This window comes from Streptomyces sp. Act143 (assembly GCF_003143935.1).
Taxonomy (GTDB): Bacteria; Actinomycetota; Actinomycetes; order Streptomycetales; family Streptomycetaceae; genus Streptomyces.
On record NZ_QFRX01000001.1, the window covers coordinates 6,297,739 to 6,318,822 of the forward strand.

Consider the following 21,084-nt stretch of genomic DNA (forward strand, 5'->3'; position numbering starts at 1 on the left):
GATGCCGGCGTGGCCTGTGCCTGGGCCTGCCCGGCGCTCGTCCGGTCGCCGGGACGTCGTCATTCATCCCCGAGCCGGTACCACCGCCACCCCCATGACCTCCCGCGCATGGCGGTTCGGCACCATTCCCAGCCGCCACGCCTGCCAGCCGGCCTCCAGGCTCACGCCCCGCTCCAGCAGGAGCAGGTATGCCTCGACGTAGTCGTCCAGCTTCTCGTCCCGCAGCGGATGGCCGCCGCGGGACAGCTGCGACAGCTCCTCCTGGGCCACCGCCGTGCCGATCTCCACGCCGCCGGGGGCCGCGTACGGGAGCAGCGTGCAGCGCAGGAAGCGGGCCCAGTCCTCGCCGCGGCGGTCGCCGTACGACGTGAACAGGCCGATCGCCTCGTCGCACAGGGCGAGCGCCTGCGGGGTGCGGGCGTTGCCCGCGTCCACCACGGCCAGCTCCAGGCAGGTCCACGCCTCGCCGTGCGCGACGCCGATGCGCTGGAAGTCGGCGCGGGCGTCGACCAGCAGCTGACGGGCGAAGCCGGAGTTGCGCAGGGAGCCGGTCTGGGCCGCTCGCTGGTCCCTCGTCACACGAGCCGAGTGGTGCCGGGCGCAGGCCAGGCCGTACACGTCCCTGATCCGGGAGAACATCGTCCGGGAGCGTTCCAGCTCGCGGACCGCCAGGTTCAGGTTGCCGGTCTCCTCCAGGGCCTGCCCCAGGTAGTACACGCTCCATGCCTCGCCGCGCGCGTCCTCGTTCTCGCGGTGCCGGGACGCCGCCTGGCGCAGGCCGTCCACCGCGGGGGAGGGATCGCCGGCGACGAGGCGGGCGCGGGCCAGCTGGGTCAGGGCCCAGGCCTCGCCGCGGGCGTCGCGGGTACGGCCATAGAGGTCCAGGGCCTCGCGCAGCTCCTGCTCCGCCCGCGGCACGTCGCCCATGCGCAGGGCCAGCTGGCCGAGTTGGAAGTGCGCCCAGGCCTCGCCGTGCACGGACTCGCCCGCGTGGTGCAGGACCAGGGATCGGGTGAGCAGGTCCATGGCCTCGGCGAGGTGCGCGCGGTCGCGTTCCACCGCCGCCAGCGCGTGCATCGTCCAGGCGCGGTCCGTCGCCAGTTCCGGGGCCGCCTGGAGGTCCAGGGCCTCGTGCAGCTTGGCCGCCGCCTCGGTCAGATTGCCCTGGTGGTGGAGGGTGATGCCCAGGGAGCACAGGGCCCGCGCCGCGCCCGCGTCGTGGTGCGCCTCCAGGTAGAGGTCGACCACCGAGGTCAGGGTGGTGCGTGCCTTGTCCAGCTCGCCGAGCTGGCGGGCCGCGATGCCGGTGCGCCACTGGACCGAGCGCACCAGCAGGCCCTGGTCGACGGCCTGCGCCAGCTCGCTGATCTCGCCCAGGCGGTAGAGGTCGCCGCGCAGCAGGCAGTAGTCGCACAGGGCGCCCAGGAGGTTCAGCACCGCCGCCTGGTTCACGCCCTCCGCGTGCCGCAGGGTCGAGGTGATGAAGCTCGACTCGTCGTCCAGCCAGCGCAGCGCCTCGTCCAGGGAGGTGAAGCCGTGCGGGCTGAAGCGGTCCGAGCGGGTCGACATGTTGCCGTCGACCAGCCGCAGGACGGAGTCCGCGAGCTCGGCGTAGTTCACGATGAGACGTTCCTGCGCCGCGGTCCGCTCGGTCGGCTCCTCCTCGTCGAGGAGGCGGTCCTGGGCGAAGGCGCGCACCAGGTCGTGCAGGCGGTAGCGGTCGCCGCGGACGTGGTCGATCAGACCCGCGCGGGAGAGCGCGACGAGCTGCCGGGCCGCCTCCGACTGGTCGGTGGCGAGCAGGGCCGCCGCCGCTGCCGCGCCCAGGGACGCCCGGCCGGCCAGCGCCAGGCGGCGCAGCAGCCGGCGGGCCGTGTCCGACTGGTCGGTGTAGCGCAGCCACAGCACCCGCCCGATCGGCTCCACCGGGCCGTAGGCGCCCAGATCGGAGGCGAGCGCCCGCGGGGAACGCGGACCGAGGGACGAACCCGCGATGCGCAGCGCGAGCGGCAGGCCGCCGCACAACTCCCGCATGCGGTCGGTGGATTCGGCGTCGTACGGGCCCGATCTGTCCTGTGCCGTCGCGGCGAGCAGCTCCTCCGCGCCCGCCGCGTCCAGGGCCTCGACCGGCAGCTGATGCACCCAGGCGGGCAGATCGGCGGGCAGCTCCAGGGGGACCCGGCTCGTGACCAGGACCAGGCTGTCGGAGCGTTCGGGGACGAGCGTGCGGACCTGCTCGGCATCGGAGGCGTCGTCCAGGACGACCGTCACCGGCAGGCCCGTCAGATGCTGGTGGTACAGCTCGCTCAGCCGCTTGACCTGCTGGTCGGGGGAGGAACGTTCCCGGAACAGCAGCTGCTCGCGGGGCGCGCCGAGCCGGTTCAGCAGGTGCAGCAGCGCGTCCCGGGTGGGCAGCGGCGGCTCCTCCGGGCTGTCGCCGCGCAGGTCCACCACACAGGCGCCGCGGAAGTGGTCCCGCAGGTCGTGCGCGGCGTGCAGCGCCAGTGCCGTACGGCCGCTGCCGGGCGAGCCGTGCAGCACGACCACCGTCGGCCGGGTCTCGGTGCTCGCCCGCGCCGACTGCACCCAGTGCCTGATCCGCCCCAGCTCCTGCCGTCGGCCTGCGAACGCGGCGACCGGCTGGGGGAGTTGGCCGAACGACTGCTCCAGCACGTTCCGCCCGCGGGCCGCGGCGCTCTTGTCGGCGCCCTTCAGGCGCGGCCCGGTCTTCTTCGGCCCGGTCGACGCGCTCAGCACCCGCTGCTGGTCCAGGAACGGCCGGATGCCCCGGACCTCCAGCGCGGTCAGCCACGACAGCCGCAACTGCTCGGGCCCGCCCGGCTGATTGGCCGCGCCCGCCTGGTGGTGCGCGGCCGGCAGATGCGACCCGGCGACCTTCACCACGGTCGCCGCGGCCCCCACCACCCCGACGGTCACCCCGGCGCCGAGGGCCGTCCCCGCGCCGGTCCCCAGCACCAGATCGGCGGCGACGGCAGCCGCGGCCGCAACTCCGGCCACCAGCAGCGGAGTTCCGCCGCCTTCCTGCGCGTACCGCTGCCCGAACGTCAGCTGCCCGGCCGTCGCCTCGTCCAGCGCGCGCGTATAGGCCTCGTACTCCTCGGCGGCGGTCCCGGCCATGGCATCCAGCGCGCCGCGCGCCCGCGACAGCAGCACACCCCCGTCGATGCGCCCGCCCGACCGCCGCACCTCCTCCTCCACGGCCCGGGCCACCAGCCGCTCGGCATCCGCCCGATGGCTGTCCCGCATGTCCCGTCCCCCTCCGACGACAACGGTTCCTTGGTCAAGTGTGCTGCGGGCCGGGCATCGGGGCGAGAGGGCGAGCGGAGTCCACAACTCCGTGGAGAATCTGTGAATCGGTGCTGTGGACCGCCTGTGCGGCTGTCCTGATCGCCGACAGCGCAGGGAGACAAAGGGAATTGCCGGGCGCCGCCGCCCCTCGGCCGCACCGCAGGGCGCGGGCGTGAGGCGGCTCGACGTCGCCGTGCGGGACCCGCCTGCCGTCTGAGCCCCGGGGTACTGCGGCAGGATGGACCCCATGCCGAACCGACTGGCCCAAGAGACGTCCCCCTACCTCCTCCAGCACGCGGACAACCCCGTCGACTGGTGGCCGTGGTCCGGTGAGGCCTTCGAGGAGGCGCGCAAGAGCGGCAAACCGGTGCTGCTCAGCGTCGGGTACTCCAGCTGCCACTGGTGCCATGTGATGGCGCACGAGTCCTTCGAGGACCAGGAGACCGCCGACTACCTCAACGCCCACTTCGTCAGCGTCAAGGTCGACCGCGAGGAACGCCCCGACGTCGACGCCGTCTACATGGAGGCCGTGCAGGCCGCCACCGGGCAGGGCGGCTGGCCGATGACCGTGTTCCTCACCCCCGACGCCGAGCCCTTCTACTTCGGCACCTACTTCCCGCCCGCGCCCCGGCACGGGATGCCGTCCTTCCGGCAGGTGCTGGAGGGGGTGCGCAGTGCGTGGGCCGACCGGCGGGACGAGGTCGCCGACGTGGCCGGGAAGATCGTGCGGGACCTGGCCGGGCGGGAGATCTCCTACGGCGACGCGCAGGCGCCCGGTGAGGAGGAGCTCGCGCAGGCGCTGCTGGGGCTGACGCGGGAGTACGACGCGCAGCGCGGCGGGTTCGGCGGGGCGCCCAAGTTCCCGCCGTCCATGGTCGTGGAGTTCCTGCTGCGGCACCACGCCCGCACCGGTTCCGAGGGCGCCTTGCAGATGGCGCGGGACACCTGTGAGCGGATGGCGCGCGGGGGGATCTACGACCAGCTGGGCGGCGGGTTCGCGCGGTACTCCGTGGACCGGGAGTGGGTGGTGCCGCACTTCGAGAAGATGCTCTACGACAACGCCCTGCTGTGCCGCGTCTACGCCCACCTCTGGCGCGCCACCGGCTCCGAACTCGCCCGCCGGGTCGCGCTGGAGACCGCCGACTTCATGGTGCGGGAACTGCGGACCGCCGAGGGCGGGTTCGCCTCCGCGCTGGACGCCGACAGCGACGACGGCAGCGGGAAGCACGTCGAGGGCGCCTACTACGTCTGGACGCCGGAGCAGCTGGCCGCCGTCCTCGGCGACGACGCCGACCTCGCCGCCCAGTACTTCGGCGTGACCGAGGAGGGGACCTTCGAGGAGGGCGCCTCGGTGCTGCAACTCCCGCAGCAGGAAGGCGTGTTCGACGCCGAGAAGGTCGAGTCCGTCAGGCGGCGGCTGCTGGCCGCGCGGGCGGCCCGCCCCGCCCCCGGCCGGGACGACAAGGTCGTCGCCGCCTGGAACGGGCTCGCGATCGCCGCGCTGGCCGAGACCGGCGCCTACTTCGACCGTCCCGACCTGGTCGAGGCCGCCGTCGCCGCCGCCGATCTCCTCGTACGGCTGCATCTCGACGAGCAGGCGCGGCTCGCCCGGACCAGCAAGGACGGGCAGGTGGGGGCCAACGCCGGGGTGCTGGAGGACTACGCGGATGTCGCGGAGGGGTTCCTCGCGCTGACGTCCGTGACGGGGGAGGGGGTGTGGCTGGAGTTCGCCGGGTTCCTGCTCGATCATGTGCTCGCGCGGTTCGTGGACGCGGAGTCGGGGGCGCTGTTCGACACCGCCGCCGATGCCGAGCGGCTCATCCGGCGGCCTCAGGACCCGACCGACAACGCCGTTCCGTCCGGCTGGACGGCCGCGGCGGGGGCGCTGCTGAGCTATGCCGCGCTGACCGGTGCCGAGCCCCATCGCACCGCCGCCGAGCGGGCGCTGGGCGTGGTGAAGGCGCTCGGGCCGCGGGTGCCGCGGTTCATCGGGTGGGGGCTCGCGGTGGCGGAGGCGCTGCTGGACGGGCCGCGGGAGGTCGCCGTCGTGGGGCCCGCGCTCGACGATCCGGCCACGAAGGCCCTGCACCGCACGGCACTTCTGGGGACGGCGCCCGGTGCCGTGGTCGCCGTCGGGGTCCCGGGGAGCAGCGAGCTGCCGCTGCTGGCGGACCGGCCGCTCGTCGGTGGTGAACCGACCGCGTATGTCTGCCGTAACTTCACTTGTGACGCCCCGACGACCGAGATCGAACGGCTTCGGTCATCCCTGAATCGGTGAAGTCACCACACCTCTACGAAACGTAGTATTTATCGGAAGATCCCTCGCGCTTCACAGATCCCTCATAATCTCTGCATTGTGACTCGACAGGAGTGACAGTCCTGTCGTGCTCGGGGGTTTTCGGATCTGGGGGGATCTTTGCTGACGTCTGTCTTCATCGCTGCCGTTTCACTGGCCTTGTTCTGGATGGCGGCGTTCACGCTGTGGTGGCAGATGCACGCGTGGCGCACGCCCGAGGTGCTCGCCTCCACCCGGTTCAGCAGACCGGACGGCGGTGAGCACCTGTCCTTCTCGCTGCTGCTGCCCGCGCGGCACGAGCAGGCCGTGCTCGACCACACCATCCAGCGGCTGCTGGAATCCAGCCACACCGACTTCGAGATCATCGTCATCGTCGGGCACGACGACCCCGAGACCACGGCGGTGGCCGAGGCCGCCGCCGAGCGCGATCCGCGCGTCCGGGTCGTCGTCGACACCCACGAGAAGAAGAACAAGCCCAAGGCCATGAACACGGCGCTGCCGCACTGCCGCGGCGACGTCGTCGGGGTCTTCGACGCCGAGGACCAGGTCCACCCGGAGCTCCTCGCCCACGTCGACCACGCCTTCCGGACCACCGGAGCGGACGTCGTCCAGGGCGGCGTCCAGCTCATCAACTTCCACTCCAGCTGGTACTCCCTGCGCAACTGCCTGGAGTACTTCTTCTGGTTCCGGTCGCGGCTGCACCTGCACGCGCAGAAGGGGTTCATCCCGCTCGGCGGCAACACCGTCTTCGTCCGCACCGACGTCCTCAGGGAAGCCGACGGCTGGGACCCCGACTGCCTCGCCGAGGACTGCGACCTGGGGGTGCGGCTCTCCAGCGTGGGCAAGAAGGTCGTCGTCGCCTACGACTCCGACATGGTGACCCGGGAGGAGACCCCCGGCTCGCTGATGTCGCTGCTCAAGCAGCGCACCCGCTGGAACCAGGGCTTCCTCCAGGTCTACCGGAAGAAGGACTGGAAGCAACTGCCGGGCTTCGGGCAGCGGTTGCTCGCCCGCTACACCCTCATGACGCCGTTCCTCCAGGCCTTCTCCGGCGTCGTCATCCCGCTCAACGTGGCGATCGCGCTCTTCCTCGACGTGCCCGTCGGCATCGCCTTCATCACCTTCCTGCCGGCCGTCACCGCGCTCGTCACCTTCGTCTTCGAGCTCGTCGGACTGCACGACTTCGGCAAGCAGTACGGCCTGCGCGTCCGCTTCGTCCACTACCTCAAGCTCATCGTGGGCGGCCCCTTCTACCAGGTCCTCCTCGCCGGGGCCGCCGTCCGCGCCGTATGGCGTGAGCACCGCGGTCGCAACGACTGGGAGTTGACCAGCCATGTCGGCGCCCACCTGCACGACACCGTGGCCATCCGAGAGGACGTCCCTGCGTGACCTCCACCCTTCCCGCGGTGACCGCTCCGAAGGTCCCCGCGCAGCGGCAGCCTGCGCCCGAAGCACGCCCGGCCGACGCGACGAAGCCGTCGATCCGGCCCGACCTCCTCCTCTGCGGTGCCCTCCTCGTCGCGATCCTCGTCGTGCAGGGCTGGAACATCGCCGACTACCCGAACCTCAGCGACGACGAGGGCACCTACCTCGCCCAGGCCTGGGCCGTCCAGGAGGGCAAGGGCCTCGCCCACTACACGTACTGGTACGACCACCCACCGCTCGGCTGGATCCAGCTCGCCCTGCTGACCTGGATACCGAAGCTGCTGAGCCCCGACTCCATGACCGTCGGCTCGATGCGGGTCATGATGCTGCTGATCAGCGGCATCAGCGCGGTCCTGGTGTACATGCTCGGGCGGCGGCTGTCCCTGCCGCGCTGGGCCGCCGGGCTCGGCATGGCCCTGTTCGGGCTCTCCCCGCTCTCCGTCGTCCTCCAGCGCGAGATCTTCCTCGACAACCTCGCGGTGATGTGGACCCTGCTGGCGTTCGTCCTCGCCGCCTCCCCGAGCCGCCACCTCTGGCACCACTTCGGCGCGGGCATCGCCGCCGCCACGGCCGTGCTGACCAAGGAGACGATGCTCTTCGTCCTCCCGGCGGTCTTCGTCACCATGTGGCGGCACAGCCACCGCGAGACCCGCAAGTTCGCGCTGACCGGCGCGATCACCGCCTGCGCGCTGATCGGCCTGTCGTACCCGCTCTTCGCTCTGCTGAAGGGCGAACTGCTCCCCGGCAGCGGGCACGTCTCGCTCTGGGACGGCGTCAAGTACCAGATGACCAGGCCCGGTTCGGGCTTCATCCTGGACGCCGGGACCGGCTCGCACGGGGTGCTCACCTCGTGGCTCTACTACGACCGGGTCCTGCCCCTCGGCGGCCTCGCGGGCGCGCTGCTGCTCCTCGCCACCTGGCGCTGGTCGGTCACCGCCCGCGCCCTCGCCGGGCCCTCGCTGGCCGTGGGCATCCTCGCCCTGGTCGCGATGCGGCCGAGCGGCTATCTGCCCGCGATGTACATCATCCAGGCCCTGCCGTTCCTCGCCCTCGTCCTCGCCGGCGGGACCGCCTCGGTCGCCCACGCCGTCCTCAACAAGCTGCGCTGGGTGGGCCGTTACGGCATCGCCGCGCTCCTCGCCGTCGCCGCTTGCGTGTACGTCGTGCCGCGCTGGTACGACGGTGCCCGCACCGCCCTCACCGCCGACGCCAACGCCCCCTACCGGGCCGCCGCGAAGTGGCTGGGGAGCGAGGTGGCGCGGCCCGAGGAGACGCGGGTCCTCGTCGACGACGCGCTCTGGCTGGACCTGGTGCACTCCGGGTACCGGCCCGGGCTCGGCGTCATCTGGTTCTACAAGGCCGACCTCGACCCGGCGGTCACGAAGACGATGCCGCGCGGCTGGAAGGACCTCGACTACGTGGTGGCCTCGCCGACCGTGCGGCGCGACGCGGTCGACCTGCCCAACGTCAAGGCCGCCATCCAGCATTCGACGCCGGTCGCCGTCTTCGGCACCGGCGCGGACCGGATCGAGATCCGGCAGATCCAGCATGCCACCGGAGGCGTCCGATGACCCACGAGTACACCGCACCCGTACCGGATCTGACGGCCTCCGAGGTTCCCGAACCGGCCGCCGTCACCATCGTCGTCCCGACGTACAACGAGTCCGCGAACGTCCGCGAACTCCTGTACCAGATCTCCGAGTCGGTCCCCGCGCGGCTGCCCTGCGAGGTCGTCTTCGTGGACGACTCCACCGACGACACCCCCGAGGTGATCCGCGAGGCCGCGAAGAACTGTCCCTTCCCGGTGACCGTCCTGCACCGGGACGAGCCGGTCGGCGGGCTCGGCGGGGCGGTCGTGGAGGGCATGAAGGCGGCCGGGTCGGACTGGATCGTCGTCATGGACGGCGACTGCCAGCATCCGCCGTCCTTGGTGCCGGAGTTGGTGGCGACCGGACAGCGGGCGAACGCCGGGCTCGTCGTCGCCTCCCGTTACATCAAGGGCGGCAGCCGCGCCGGGCTCGCGGGCAGCTACCGCGTGGCCGTCTCCCGCGGGGCGACCTGGCTGACCAAGTCCCTCTTCCCGCGCAGACTGCACGGCATCAGCGACCCGATGAGCGGCTTCTTCGCGATCCGGCGCAGCGACATCACGGCGGACGTCCTCCAGCCGCTCGGCTACAAGATCCTGCTGGAACTGGCGGTGCGGAGCCGGCCGCGCGCGGTCACCGAGGTGCCGTTCGTGTTCCAGGAGCGGTTCGCGGGCGAGTCCAAGTCCACGGCCGAGGAGGGGCGCCGTTTCCTGCGGCACCTCGCCGGACTGCGCACGGCGACCCCGCTGGCCCGCATGGTGGTGTTCGGGCTGATCGGGCTCACCGGATTCGTGCCCAACCTGGTCGGGCTGTGGGCGCTCACCCACATGGGCCTGCACTACCTCCCCGCCGAGATCGTCGCCAACCAGTTCGGGGTCGCCTGGAACTTCCTCCTCATCGAGAAGGTGCTCTTCCGTGACCGGCGCCGCCACCGGCACTGGGCCGACCGCACGGTCCGGTTCGCGCTGCTCGCCAACGCCGACCTGGTGCTGCGCATCCCGCTGATCGCGCTGCTCGTCGCGCACTTCGGCCTGTCGGCGGTGCCCGCCACCGCCCTGGCCCTCGTCATCACGTTCGTCCTGCGCTTCGTCGGGACCGAAGCGCTGGTCTATCTCCCACGCCGGAGCCGTCGCCGTAGTCACAGCGAGTCGCAGTAGGAGCCGCACCGCATGAAGAACCGCCGCAGACAAGCCCTGTTGGGGGTGACCGCCCTCACGGGCGGCCTCCTCCTCGCCACCCCACAGCCCGCCTCCGCCGCCAACCTCATCAAGAACCCCGGCTTCGAGACCGCCGGCAGCGGCGACATGCCGTACTGCTGGGAGAAGTCGGGCTGGGGCGACAACGACTTCACCTTCACCACCACCGCCGACGCCCACTCCGGCGGCAAGGCCATGAAGGTCGAGCTCACCCGCCGGGTCGAGGGCGACCGCAAGGCGCTGATCACCGAGTCGGCCGAGTGCGCGCCGGGCGTGACGCCGGGCAAGCAGTACGACCTGAGCCTCTGGTACAAGTCGACGACCCCGGACACCGCCGTCACCCTCTTCCGGCACGACACGACGGCGGGCTGGCAGTACTGGACGGATCTGAAGACCCTGGAGATGGCGGGGAGCTGGACGCAGGCGAGCGTCCGCACCCCCGAAGTCCCCACCGGTACCGACCGGATCACCTGGGGCGTCTCCGTCTACGGCACCGGCTCCGCGACCACCGACGACTACACGATGGAACAGGTCGCCGACCCGCTCCCGCCCGCCCAGTGCACCGGCACCGCGGACGAGTGCGCCAACGGCCGCTGGGACGTGCTGCCCACGCAGAACCCGGTCCGCTCCATGCACTCCGTGGTCCTCAACAACGGCAAGGTGCTGCTGATCGCGGGCTCCGGCAACAGCGAGGAGCAGTTCAACGCGGGCACCTTCACCTCGGCCGTGTACAACCCGGCCACCGGCACCTACAAGGTCATCCCCACCCCGAAGGACATGTTCTGCGCCGGCCACGTCCAGCTCCAGGACGGCCGGGTGCTGGTGATGAGCGGCAACAAGGCGTACCCGGTCGCGGGCGGCCACGGCTACGAGGGCTTCAAGGACTCGTACATCTTCGACCCGGTCACCGAGACGTACAGCAAGACCAACGACATGAACGACGGCCACTGGTACCCGTCGGCGACGATCCTCGGCAACGGTGACGTCATCTCCTTCGGCGGGCTGCGCGAGGACTCCACCGGCTCGGTGACCGCGGAGCTGTTCTCCCAGGCCGAGCAGCAGTGGCAGCCGCTGTGGAAGGTCAACCAGACCTGGTCGTACTGGGGCCTGTACCCGTCGATGATCCTGATGCAGGACGGCCGCCTCTTCTACACGGGCAGCCATGTCTTCGGCAACAACATCCCGGGCACCGGCAGCGCGATCTACGACTACAACGCCAACACCGTCACCCAGGTCCCGGGCCTCCAGAACAAGGACGAGCGCGACCAGTCGGCGAGCGTGCTGCTGCCCCCGGCGCAGGACCAGAAGGTCCTCACCCTCGGCGGCGGCAACATCGACTCCAACCCGGAGGGCAACCGGCTGACCGACGTCATCGACCTCAAGCAGCCCAACCCGTCCTATGTGGCCGGGCCGCCGCTGCCGCAGGGCACGGTCGACCTGGGCAACGGCAAGGTCCCCGAGACCGGCAACCAGGGCAAGATGTACGTCTCCGCGGTCCTGCTGCCCGACGGCAAGGTGCTGGAGACCGGCGGCGGTCTGCACAACCGGGCCAACCCGGTCTTCGAGTCCTCGCTCTACGACCCGGACACCGGCACCTTCGACCCGGTGGCCGCCGACCCCGAGGCCCGCGGCTACCACTCCTCGGCGTTCCTGCTGCCCGACGGCCGGGTCATGGCGACCGGCGACAACCCGGGCAACGGCACCTGGAACCACAACGTGTCGATCTACACGCCGCCCTACCTGCTCAAGGGCACCCGGCCCACGATCACTTCGGTGATCGACACCGAGTGGACGTACGGCGACACCCAGCGCATCACCGTCGACCGGCCCGTCGCCAAGGCCGAGTTGATCCGCCCGGCCGCGGTGACGCACTCCTCCGACCCCAACCAGCGGTTCGTGGACCTGCCGCTGTCGGTGGACGGCAACAACGTCGACCTGAACGTGACGAGCAACCCCAACCTGGCGCCGCCCGGCTGGTACATGCTCTTCGCGGTCGACGCCAACGGGGTGCCGTCGGTGGCGAAGTGGGTGCACTTGCAGGGTCCCGCCGCGCTCAGCGCGACGGACGCCACCGCCCATGTCCACGCCTTCGCCGACGACCTCTCCGGCAAGGTCACCGGGCCCGGCAAGAAGCGCACCTCGCAGAAGGTCAGCCCGACCGTCTCCGGCTGCGACCGCCACTACGGCTCGCTCAACGTGTGCGTGCCGACGGCGTTCCCGAAGGAGGTGAAGGCGACGACGGCTGCCCGCTGCACCTGGCTGAAGAAGAACGACTACGGCCGTCTGAAGGTCAACGGCAAGGACGATCCGCTGGGCCTGGACCGGAACAAGGACGGGATCGCCTGCGGCAAGGGGGACATCTGGAGGCGCTGACGCCTCCAGGGGTGCGGGGAACTGCGCGACCAGCCACAACGGACGCGCAGTTCTCCACGGCGCCGAGCCGTCAACGGTCCTCCGCGCGGAGCGCCGTCGCGCGCTCCACGATGGCCTCCAGCTGTTCGTGGTGCGCGCCCTTCCAGTACGCCCGCCCGCAGTCCGTGCACTGCGCGAAGACGTCGTACGACCGGTGCGTGCCGCCCGCCAGCTGGTCCGCGACCTCCTCCTTCGTGGCCTCCTTGAGCAGGCCGTTGCAGGCGGTGCAGCGGGTCCAGGGGCGCAGTTCGGGGCGGAAGCGGTCGAGGATGTCGTGGAGCTGCTCCTCGGGACGGGTGCTGTAGACGTACGCGCCGGCCCACAGTTCGCGGCGCCGCAGCAGTCCCCGGTCGCGGCTGAGCATGACCCGCTGCTCGGCGGCGGAGAGCGCGGCGAGGGCCGGGTCGCCCAGGTCCGTCGACTCGTACGCCGTGTCCACGCCGAGCAGGCGCAGTCGGCGGGCGAGGGTGCCGAGGTGGACGTCGAGCAGAAAGCGGAGCGGGGCGCCGGGGACCCGCTGGGGGCGGGTGACGGGCCGGACCTCCACATGGTCGCCCGCCACGGGGACGTACGACGTGGGCACCTCGCGGCCGTCGACCAGCAGTGTTCCGGCCTCGGTCAGCGGGACGCCGAGGGACTCGACGACATGGCCGAGGGTGGAGACACCGTCGGTGGGGACCGCGGTGGCTCCGGTGCGGCGTCCGTGCGGGACGAACAGGGCCAGTTCGGGGGCGACTTCGAGGTGGATCTCCGGTCCGTTCACCCGGTCAGGATGTCACGGCAGGAGCGCTGGGCCTCAGGTGTTTTTCGTGGTGAGGCCGTTGGCGAGGACGTCCAGGGCGCGGTCGAGGAGGTCGGCGAGGTCCTCCCGGAAGTCGTTCTCGGCCCAGTAGCGGGAGATCTCCGCGAGTCCGGCGACCACGGACATCGTGTAGACGCGCACCTCCAGGCTGTTCACGTCCCGTCCGGTGCGTTCGGCGAGGCCCTCGGCGAGCATGTGGGAGGCGACCGACATGCTCTCCATCATGCGGGCGCGCACCGTCGGGACCTCGACCATGAGCTGTGCGCGGATCCGCGTGATCTCCGGTTCCCGGTCGTGGCCGAGGCGGACGGCCTTGTGCATGATGTGCCGCACGGAGTCCGTCCAGGGCTCGTCCTTCGGCCGGGCCTTCAGCTCCTCCAGGATGAGCGCGTCGTGCTCGTCGGTGAGGACGATGTCCTCCTTGGTGGGGAAGTAGCGGAAGACCGTGGACGGCGACACCTCGGCGCGGTCGGCGATCTGCTCGATCGTGGTGGCGTCGTAGCCCTGTTCCTGGATGAGGGCGTACGTCGCGTCGCGGATCGCCGTCCGGGTCTTGATCTTCTTCCGCTCACGGAGTCCCAGCTGGGGGACGTCCGTGGGCGGAGAGGTACGTGCGGGTGTCATGGAGGCCATTGTCAGGCATCGGCCGGCTGGGGAGCCATGTCCGGGGTGCCCGCGGTCTCGTCGGTCTTCCCCGGTCCCGGCAGGAAGGCCGCCGCCAGCAGGGCCGCTACGAGGGCGGCGGCGCCGCACACCATCAGGATGACGCCCATGCCGTGGACGTAGGCGCTGTTCGCGGAGGCCAGCAGGTCCGCCGAGCCGGTCTTCGCGGCCACCAGGTGCGCCGCGACCACGGAGTCCCCGGCGGTGTCGGCGGCCTGCGCGGGCAGCCCGCTGACGTCCAGCCGGTCCCGGAAGGTGCCGGCGAGCAGGCTGCCCAGGAGGGCGATGCCGATCGCGCCGCCGACCTGGCGCAGCGTCATCAGGAGGCCGGAGCCGCTGCCGGCGCGGTCGCGGGGCAGGGCGCCGAGGGCGCCGTTCATGGCGGGGATGAGGGAGAGGCCGAAGCCGAGGCCGGTGACCGAGAGCCACAGCGCGGTGAAGCCGTAGCCGGAGCCGGTCGTCGTACGGCTGCCGAGGAACGCGGCGAACGCCAGCACCACCAGACCGGCGCTGACCGTGGCCCGGGCGCCGAAGCGGGTGACGACCTGCGGGGCGAGGCGGGAGGCGACGAGCAGACCGCCCATCATCGGCAGCAGCCGGACGCCGGTTCCCAGGGCGTCGTTGCCGAGGACGGCCTGGAGGTAGGGCGGCAGCACGAACAGCAGGCCGGACAGGACGAACATCACCAGGGTCGCGGCGAGGGTGTTGAACAGGAATCCGCGGTGGGCGAGCAGGGACATGTCGAGCATCGGCCGGGACTGCCGGCGCTCCCGCAGCACCAGGGCGGTCAGGAGTGCGACCGCTGCCGCGAGCATGCCGAGGACCAGTGCGTCGCCCCAGCCGCGGGTGGGGGCCTCGATGATGGCGTAGATCAGGGCGCCGAGGCCGGTCGCGGTGAGCGCGGTGGAGACGGTGTCGACCTTGGGGGAGGCGGGGTCGCGGGTCTCGGGGAGGAGCAGGACGCAGGCGGCGATGCCGATGGCGGCCATCGGGACGTTGATGAGGAAGACCGAGCCCCACCAGAAGTGGTTGAGCAGCCAGCCGCCCATGATCGGGCCGAGCGGCAGGCCGAGTGCGCTGGCGGCGGAGATGATGCCGACGGCCTTGGTGCGTTCGTCGGCGCCGAACAGCGAGGGCAGTACGGAGAGCGCGAGCGGGGTGACGAGCGCGCCGCCGACGCCCATCAGGGCACGGGCGGCGACGACCCAGTTCACGTCGCCGGCCATGGCGCCCGCCAGGGACGCGGCGAGGAAGACGCCGAGGCCCACGACGAGCATCCGGCGGCGGCCGAACCGGTCCCCGAGGAGTCCGGCGGGGAGCATCAGCGCCGCGAAGACGACGACGTACGCGTCCGCCATCCACTGCTGTTCGCCGGTGGTCGCGCCGAGGTCGGCGGCCATGGTCGGCAGTGCCACGTTGAGGATCGTCATGTCGAAGCCGAGGGTCAGCATGCTCGCGACCAGGGCGGCGAGGGCCCACCAGCGACGGGGGTCCGGAGTGAAGGTGTCCATGAAATGAGAGTAGCTGTCAAAATAGGGCTACTGTCAATAGGGGTGCGATGTCAGATGGTTGCGCATGCCAAAAAGGGCCACGGCTCGCAAGCCGTGGCCCTTCGGGAGGTGCGGGTGAGGGTGCTACGCGTGCTGGTAGGCCACCAGTGAGATCCCCACGTAGTGGACGACGAACGCCGCCAGCGTGAGCGAGTGGAAGACCTCGTGGAAGCCGAAGAAGCGCGGGGACGGGTTCGGTCGCTTGATGCCGTAGATCACGCCGCCGGCGCTGTAGAGCAGGCCGCCGACGATCACCAGGACCAGTACCGCGATGCCGCCGGTGCGCATGAAGTCGGGCAGGAAGAAGACCGCCGCCCAGCCCATCGCGATGTAGCAGGGGGTGTAGAGCCAGCGCGGGGCGCCCACCCAGAAGACCCGGAAGGCGATCCCGGCGAGCGCGGCACCCCAGATGCCCCACAGCAGCCACTGCCCCTTGGCTCCCGGCAGGAGCAGCAGGGTCAGCGGGGTGTAGGTGCCGGCGATGATCAGGAAGATGTTGGCGTGATCGAGTCTGCGCAGGACGCCGTCCATGCGCGGACTCCAGTTGCCGCGGTGGTAGAGGGCGCTCACGCCGAACAGCAGACAGGCGGTCAGCGCGAAGATCCCGCAGGCGATCCGGCCGCGGGTCGAGTCGGCGAGAGCGGTGAGCACCAGGCCCGCGATGAGTACGGCCGGGAACATCCCGAGGTGCAGCCAGCCGCGGAGCTTGGGCTTGACCGGGTGCGGTAGGGAAAGCGCCACAGGACCGCGGCCGGCGGCCGAGGGGTCCAGGGGCGCGTCGGAGGCGGACGCAGTCATGCCCGGCATCGTACCTACGGAACCGTAAGTTGCAGATGAGTAGACGCTGAGATCCGGCCGAGAGTGGCCATCATCTCACGGGAGTTGACCCGCCGGGCCCCTGGTCAAGGAATCTTCAAGCGAACTCAAAGTGCACGCATGGCAACACTCCGACACGTGGCAATGCTCACTCCGCTCACCTGTGATGCCTTCTGGACAGATGGGCGCTCGGGACGGATGATCAGATGAGTGCGGTCGGCACCGGATGAGCGCCTTGGTCACCACCGAGACGGCGCGAACAGCATCCGGGTCGCAGCCCCCACGGGGCCTCCAACAAAAAATCCCTCATTTAGGAGCAATCGTGGCGCGCGACATCGCGGCTCCCCCCGTCATCCCCACCCAGCACCAGGAACTGATCTCGTGGGTGAACGAGATCGCCGAACTGACCCAGCCGGACAACGTGGTCTGGTGTGACGGATCCGAGGCCGAGTATGAGCGCCTGTGCGAGGAGCTCGTCGCGAAGGGCACCTTCAAGAAGCTCGACCCGATCAAGCGCCCGAACTCCTACTACGCCGCCTCCGACCCCACCGACGTCGCGCGCGTCGAGGACCGCACCTTCATCTGCTCCGAGAAGGAGGAGGACGCGGGCCCGACCAACCACTGGAAGGCCCCCGCCGAGATGCGGGACATCTTCCAGGGCGAGAAGGGCATCTTCCGCGGCTCGATGAAGGGCCGGACGATGTACGTCGTCCCGTTCTGCATGGGCCCCCTCGGCTCCGACCTCTCCGCCATCGGCGTCGAGATCACCGACTCGGCGTACGTCGCCGTCTCCATGCGCACCATGACCCGCATGGGGCAGCCCGTCCTGGACGAGCTCGGCTCGGACGGGTTCTTCGTCAAGGCCGTGCACACCCTCGGGGCACCGCTGGCGGAAGGCCAGCAGGACGTCCCCTGGCCCTGCAACCCCACCAAGTACATCTCGCACTTCCCGGAGTCCCGCGAGATCTGGTCCTACGGCTCCGGCTACGGCGGCAACGCCCTGCTCGGCAAGAAGTGCTACGCCCTGCGCATCGCCTCCGTCATGGCCCGCGACGAGGGCTGGCTCGCCGAGCACATGCTGATCCTCAAGCTCACCCCGCCGCAGGGCGAGCCCAAGTACGTCGCCGCCGCCTTCCCGTCCGCCTGCGGCAAGACCAACCTCGCCATGCTGGAGCCCACGATCTCCGGCTGGACGGTCGAGACGATCGGCGACGACATCGCCTGGATGCGCTTCGGCGAGGACGGCCGCCTGTACGCCATCAACCCCGAGGCCGGCTTCTTCGGCGTCGCGCCCGGCACCGGTGAGCACACCAACGCCAACGCGATGAAGACGCTGTGGGGCAACTCCGTCTTCACCAACGTGGCGCTCACCGACGACAACGACATCTGGTGGGAGGGCATGACGGAGGAGACTCCCGCCCACCTCACCGACTGGAAGGGCAACGACTGGACTCCGGCCTCGGAGACCCCGGCCGCCCACCCCAACGCCCGCTTCACCGTCCCGGCCGCGCAGTGCCCGATCATCGCGCACGAGTGGGAGGACCCGAAGGGCGTGCCGATCTCGGCGATCCTCTTCGGCGGCCGCCGCGCCTCCGCCGTACCGCTGGTGACGGAGTCCTTCGACTGGAACCACGGCGTCTTCCTCGGCGCCAACGTGGCCTCCGAGAAGACCGCCGCCGCCGAGGGCAAGGTCGGCGAGCTGCGCCGCGACCCCTTCGCCATGCTGCCGTTCTGCGGCTACAACATGGGTGACTACATGGGCCACTGGGTCGATGTCGCCAAGGGCAAGGACCAGTCGAAGCTCCCGAAGATCTACTACGTCAACTGGTTCCGCAAGAACGACGAGGGCAAGTTCGTCTGGCCCGGCTTCGGCGAGAACAGCCGCGTCCTGAAGTGGATCGTCGAGCGCCTCGACGGCAAGGCCGAGGGCGTCGAGACGCCGATCGGCATCCTGCCCGCCAAGGGCGCGCTGGACACGAACGGTCTCGAACTCGACGAGAAGGACCTCGACTTCCTCCTCACCGTCGACAAGGAAGTCTGGCGCGAGGAGGCCGCCCTGGTCCCCGAGCACCTCAACACCTTCGGCGACCACACGCCCAAGGAGCTGTGGGACGAGTACCGGGCGCTGGTGGAGCGCCTGGGCTGAGCCCGCGGCGGGATCACCCGAAGACTCCGCGGCCGGCAGGGATATGCCCTGACCAGCGATCGTCACGGCCGGCCGCGGTGTGAGCCGACGAGGTTCCGTACAACGGCGTGCGGAGCCATGGGCCTGCCGTCGTACCCCCGTCCGCCCCGACGGGAGAACGACGGCGGGCCCTCGTCTTTTTCGGCCATCACCTCTGTGCGGACGGGGATTTCGCGGGACACTCGGGACATCCTGCAACGAACCCCGAAATGAGGTGAGCGGGGTGCGCACACCGGTCAGCGACCCGTTGAAAGTGGGCCCCTACCGGGTCGTCGGGCGGCTCGGGTCCGGCGGCATGGGCTGGGTGTATCTCGGGCGCTCGCCCGCCGGGCGCGAGGTGGCGGTGAAGGTGGTGCGCCCCGAACTGGCGGCCGAACCGGAGTTCCGGGAACGCTTCGCCCGCGAGGTCGCCGCCGCCCGGCTGGTGAGCGGCGCCTACACCGCGCCGGTGATCGACGCCGACACCCGCGCCGAACTCCCCTGGCTGGCCACGATGTACGTGCCCGGCCCCTCGCTCGCGGAGGCGGTCCGCTCGGACGGGCCGCTGCCCGAGGGGCAGGTGCGCCGGCTCGGCGCGTTCCTGGTGGAGGCGCTCCAGGCCGTGCACGCCGCCGGGGTGGTGCACCGCGACCTCAAACCGGCCAACGTGCTGCTGGCCTCCGACGGCCCGCGGGTCATCGACTTCGGGATCTCCCGGGTCGACGGGGCACCCGGCCTCACCCGGGCCGGACTCATCGTCGGCACACCGCCGTTCATGTCGCCGGAGCAGATGAAGGGCGAGCAGGCCGGCCCGCCGAGCGACGTGTTCTCCCTCGGCGGGGTCCTGGTGTACGCCCTGACGGGCCGCCCGCCGCACGGCAGCGGCGCCGAGGTGCGCTACCGGGTGGTGCTCGGCGACCCCGAGCTGGACGCCGTACCGCCCGGCCTGCGGCCGGTGGTCGCGCACTGCCTGGCCAAGCGGCCCGAGGACCGGCCCCGGCTGGCGGAACTGCTGGCCGAGCTGGTGCGGGAGGCCCCGCAGGCGCCGGTGTGGCCGCCGCCCAAGGTGCGGCGGACCATCGAGGTACGGGTGAAGGAGCTGGACCAGCGGCGCGGCGACGGGCCGAGCGTGTCCGTGCCGTCCTGTCTGATGCTGCACGCCCAGGCCCTGCTGGACGCCGGTCTGACCGATGCGATGGTCGCGCGGGCGGTGGGCCGTGGGACCGTCTGAGTCGTCGATCGGTCCGGCCTGTGAAATCGGCACGCACTGGCGGCAGTTGGTGCGGAACTGGGGGGCCGGGCGGAATTTCCGTGCCGTGACCGACACCGATTCCGTGTCGCTGCAATTCGATCTCGAGGAAACGGGCCGCACCCTGACGGTCAGATTCATGACCACCAAACGGCTGCTCGTCGCCTTTGTCACCGACGGGCATTTCCTGCGCCACGACCAACTCGCCATGGCCGCCGCGGCGTCGAACGCGTGGAATACCGAACAACTGAACCCCATGCTCTCCGTGTGGGATGTCCGGGGTCCCCGTCCTTGTCTCGCAGGGGTGTGCGATCTGCCCCTGACCTGCCGTATCACCCAAGCGGATTTCGATGCCTTGGCCAGTGATTGGGTGGAACGGGCGCGGCAGATGTTCACCCGTTGCCACCAGGTTTTCCAGCTGTAGAAGTGACGGGTGTGAGGGCTTCAACCCCCTTTCGGACACAGGGGTGTTGCCTCCACTATGGGCCAGGGCCTTTGTCGGGCCACGGGGGATGTGGCCCATGGGTCACAGGGGGTGCCCATGCGGCGTTTTCTCTGTCTCGTTCTGCTGCTGTGCTGGCTCGGCGCATCGATGTCCGCGATGTCCGCGATTTCCGCGAGCGCCGACGACTCGTGCGACGGAACCTTCACGCAACTGCTGGACTGCTGGACCCGGGGATTGAAGGGCCACACTGTCGCCGTCGACCTGGACCGGAAACTCGCCTTCAACGGCGACCCGGCCGACCGCGCCGCCGTCGCCGCCACCGTGCTCCGGAACCGCCACAACCTGGAAGTGCGGGTGCTCGCCGGGACCACGACCGACCAGGGCGGTACGGCGCTGCTGGTGCTGGCCGGCCATCGGCTCGTCCATCCCGGCGCCCATGTCACCCGGCTGACCCAGGACCAGGTCACCGAGCTGAGGAACGCCGGTGCGTGCAGTCCGCGGCCCGGGGACCTGTGCGCGGTGGTCGGCCCCAAGTCCGGCGCGCCGGACTATCTGTCCGGGCGTGACCTGATCGGCTTCGAGGGCATCGCCGCCCTCCCGCGGACCGAGTACTCGCTCGCCGCGCGGGGTGACCCGGGCCCCGGCCTCAAGGACTGGCTGCTGATCGGCATGAGCGCCCTGCTCGCCCTGCTCCTCGCCGGGCTCGTCCTCGCCGTCCGCCGCTCCTCCGCGCCGCAGACGGTCCTCGCCACCCCGGGCACCGCCCGCCGGGCGGCAGACGAGCCCACCGTCCGCGTCCGGGCCGCCGCGGCCCGCCCCCACGGCCGCCGCACCACGGCGAGGCCGACGGGCCCGACCAGCAGCGCCGTCGTCCGCACCGAACTGCACCCGCAGGGATACGTCGAACTCGGCCGCGTCCTCTACCGCGCCCGCTGGGCGGACCCCGGCCGCCCACCCCCGGGCCCCGGCTCCCGCGTCGACGTCACCGAGGCCCCCGACCCGGACTCCGGCCTCCTGCACGCCTTCCCGCCCGCCCCGGCCCGCGGCAACCACACCCACTGACACCCGCGCGCCCCAGGGAGACCCCACCGTGCCCACCGCCCACCGCCGTTCTTCGCCGGCCCGCGCCCCAAAGGGAGACCACCGTGCCCATCGACCGCCGGTGAACCGC

14 protein-coding genes are annotated in these 21,084 nt (G+C 71.1%); 9 read left to right on the plus strand and 5 right to left on the minus strand.

All coding sequences use genetic code 11. The features are described 5' to 3' along the window. Positions 1-63 precede the first annotated feature (63 nt). Positions 64-3,267 (minus strand): tetratricopeptide repeat protein, encoded by a 3,204-nt coding sequence (locus DI272_RS28805; RefSeq protein ID WP_109498126.1) that lies wholly within the window; start codon positions 3,265-3,267, stop codon positions 64-66. 289 nt (positions 3,268-3,556) lie between these two features. On the opposite strand from DI272_RS28805, the gene DI272_RS28810 reads away from it, so the two are divergent. From DI272_RS28810 to DI272_RS28830, 5 genes are all read left to right on the plus strand, one after another. Then, complete coding sequence (locus DI272_RS28810; protein WP_109498127.1) at positions 3,557-5,587, plus strand: thioredoxin domain-containing protein; 2,031 nt, start codon at positions 3,557-3,559, stop codon at positions 5,585-5,587. A gap of 138 nt (positions 5,588-5,725) precedes the next feature. After that, on the plus strand, positions 5,726-6,994 hold the full coding sequence (locus DI272_RS28815) for a glycosyltransferase (RefSeq protein WP_109498128.1): 1,269 nt from the start codon (positions 5,726-5,728) through the stop codon (positions 6,992-6,994). Next, positions 6,991-8,601: a glycosyltransferase family 39 protein gene (locus DI272_RS28820; protein ID WP_109498129.1), complete on the plus strand. Its 1,611-nt coding sequence runs from the start codon at positions 6,991-6,993 to the stop codon at positions 8,599-8,601. Before DI272_RS28815 ends, DI272_RS28820 begins: the two co-directional genes overlap by 4 nt. Further along, on the plus strand, positions 8,598-9,773 hold the full coding sequence (locus DI272_RS28825; protein ID WP_109498130.1) for a glycosyltransferase family 2 protein: 1,176 nt from the start codon (positions 8,598-8,600) through the stop codon (positions 9,771-9,773). The genes DI272_RS28820 and DI272_RS28825 overlap by 4 nt, the downstream gene beginning before the upstream one ends. Before the next feature lie 12 nt (positions 9,774-9,785). After that, positions 9,786-12,185, plus strand: coding sequence for a galactose oxidase-like domain-containing protein (locus DI272_RS28830; protein WP_109498131.1), 2,400 nt, complete (start codon positions 9,786-9,788; stop codon positions 12,183-12,185). 70 nt (positions 12,186-12,255) lie between these two features. Here DI272_RS28830 and DI272_RS28835 read toward each other — a convergent pair whose 3' ends face one another. The 4 genes from DI272_RS28835 to DI272_RS28850 all read right to left on the minus strand — a co-directional run bounded on the left by DI272_RS28835 (position 12,256) and on the right by DI272_RS28850 (position 16,037). Further along, positions 12,256-12,987 (minus strand): Mut7-C RNAse domain-containing protein, encoded by a 732-nt coding sequence (locus tag DI272_RS28835; protein ID WP_109498132.1) that lies wholly within the window; start codon positions 12,985-12,987, stop codon positions 12,256-12,258. Positions 12,988-13,020: 33 nt separating this feature from the next. Then, the gene (locus DI272_RS28840; protein WP_109501088.1) at positions 13,021-13,650 is read right to left on the minus strand and encodes a TetR/AcrR family transcriptional regulator; all 630 of its coding nucleotides are present in this window, start codon (positions 13,648-13,650) and stop codon (positions 13,021-13,023) included. Between the two features lie 11 nt (positions 13,651-13,661). Then, entirely contained in the window at positions 13,662-15,200 is a 1,539-nt protein-coding gene (locus tag DI272_RS28845; RefSeq protein WP_109498133.1) for an MFS transporter, read from the minus strand. 123 nt (positions 15,201-15,323) lie between these two features. Beyond that, positions 15,324-16,037, minus strand: coding sequence for a hemolysin III family protein (locus DI272_RS28850; RefSeq protein ID WP_109501089.1), 714 nt, complete (start codon positions 16,035-16,037; stop codon positions 15,324-15,326). 340 nt (positions 16,038-16,377) lie between these two features. On the opposite strand from DI272_RS28850, the gene DI272_RS28855 reads away from it, so the two are divergent. The 4 genes from DI272_RS28855 to DI272_RS28870 all read left to right on the plus strand — a co-directional run bounded on the left by DI272_RS28855 (position 16,378) and on the right by DI272_RS28870 (position 20,975). Continuing rightward, on the plus strand, positions 16,378-18,201 hold the full coding sequence (locus DI272_RS28855; RefSeq protein WP_109498134.1) for a phosphoenolpyruvate carboxykinase (GTP): 1,824 nt from the start codon (positions 16,378-16,380) through the stop codon (positions 18,199-18,201). A gap of 262 nt (positions 18,202-18,463) precedes the next feature. Continuing rightward, positions 18,464-19,450 carry a serine/threonine-protein kinase gene (locus DI272_RS28860; protein WP_109498135.1) on the plus strand — a complete coding sequence of 329 codons (987 nt, stop codon included), beginning with the start codon at positions 18,464-18,466 and terminating at the stop codon, positions 19,448-19,450. 85 nt (positions 19,451-19,535) lie between these two features. After that, on the plus strand, positions 19,536-19,892 hold the full coding sequence (locus DI272_RS28865; RefSeq protein WP_258314708.1) for a hypothetical protein: 357 nt from the start codon (positions 19,536-19,538) through the stop codon (positions 19,890-19,892). A gap of 117 nt (positions 19,893-20,009) precedes the next feature. Beyond that, positions 20,010-20,975 (plus strand): hypothetical protein, encoded by a 966-nt coding sequence (locus DI272_RS28870; protein ID WP_109498136.1) that lies wholly within the window; start codon positions 20,010-20,012, stop codon positions 20,973-20,975. The last annotated feature ends 109 nt before the right edge of the window (positions 20,976-21,084 follow it).

Coding starts and splice junctions, on each gene's coding strand:
- DI272_RS28805 (WP_109498126.1), bottom strand. CDS start 3,267: ATGCGGGACAGCCATCGGGCGGATGCCGAGCGGCTGGTGGCCCGGGCC.
- DI272_RS28810 (WP_109498127.1), top strand. CDS start 3,557: ATGCCGAACCGACTGGCCCAAGAGACGTCCCCCTACCTCCTCCAGCAC.
- DI272_RS28825 (WP_109498130.1), top strand. CDS start 8,598: ATGACCCACGAGTACACCGCACCCGTACCGGATCTGACGGCCTCCGAG.
- DI272_RS28830 (WP_109498131.1), top strand. CDS start 9,786: ATGAAGAACCGCCGCAGACAAGCCCTGTTGGGGGTGACCGCCCTCACG.
- DI272_RS28840 (WP_109501088.1), bottom strand. CDS start 13,650: ATGACACCCGCACGTACCTCTCCGCCCACGGACGTCCCCCAGCTGGGA.
- DI272_RS28845 (WP_109498133.1), bottom strand. CDS start 15,200: ATGGACACCTTCACTCCGGACCCCCGTCGCTGGTGGGCCCTCGCCGCC.
- DI272_RS28850 (WP_109501089.1), bottom strand. CDS start 16,037: ATGACTGCGTCCGCCTCCGACGCGCCCCTGGACCCCTCGGCCGCCGGC.
- DI272_RS28870 (WP_109498136.1), top strand. CDS start 20,010: ATGCGGCGTTTTCTCTGTCTCGTTCTGCTGCTGTGCTGGCTCGGCGCA.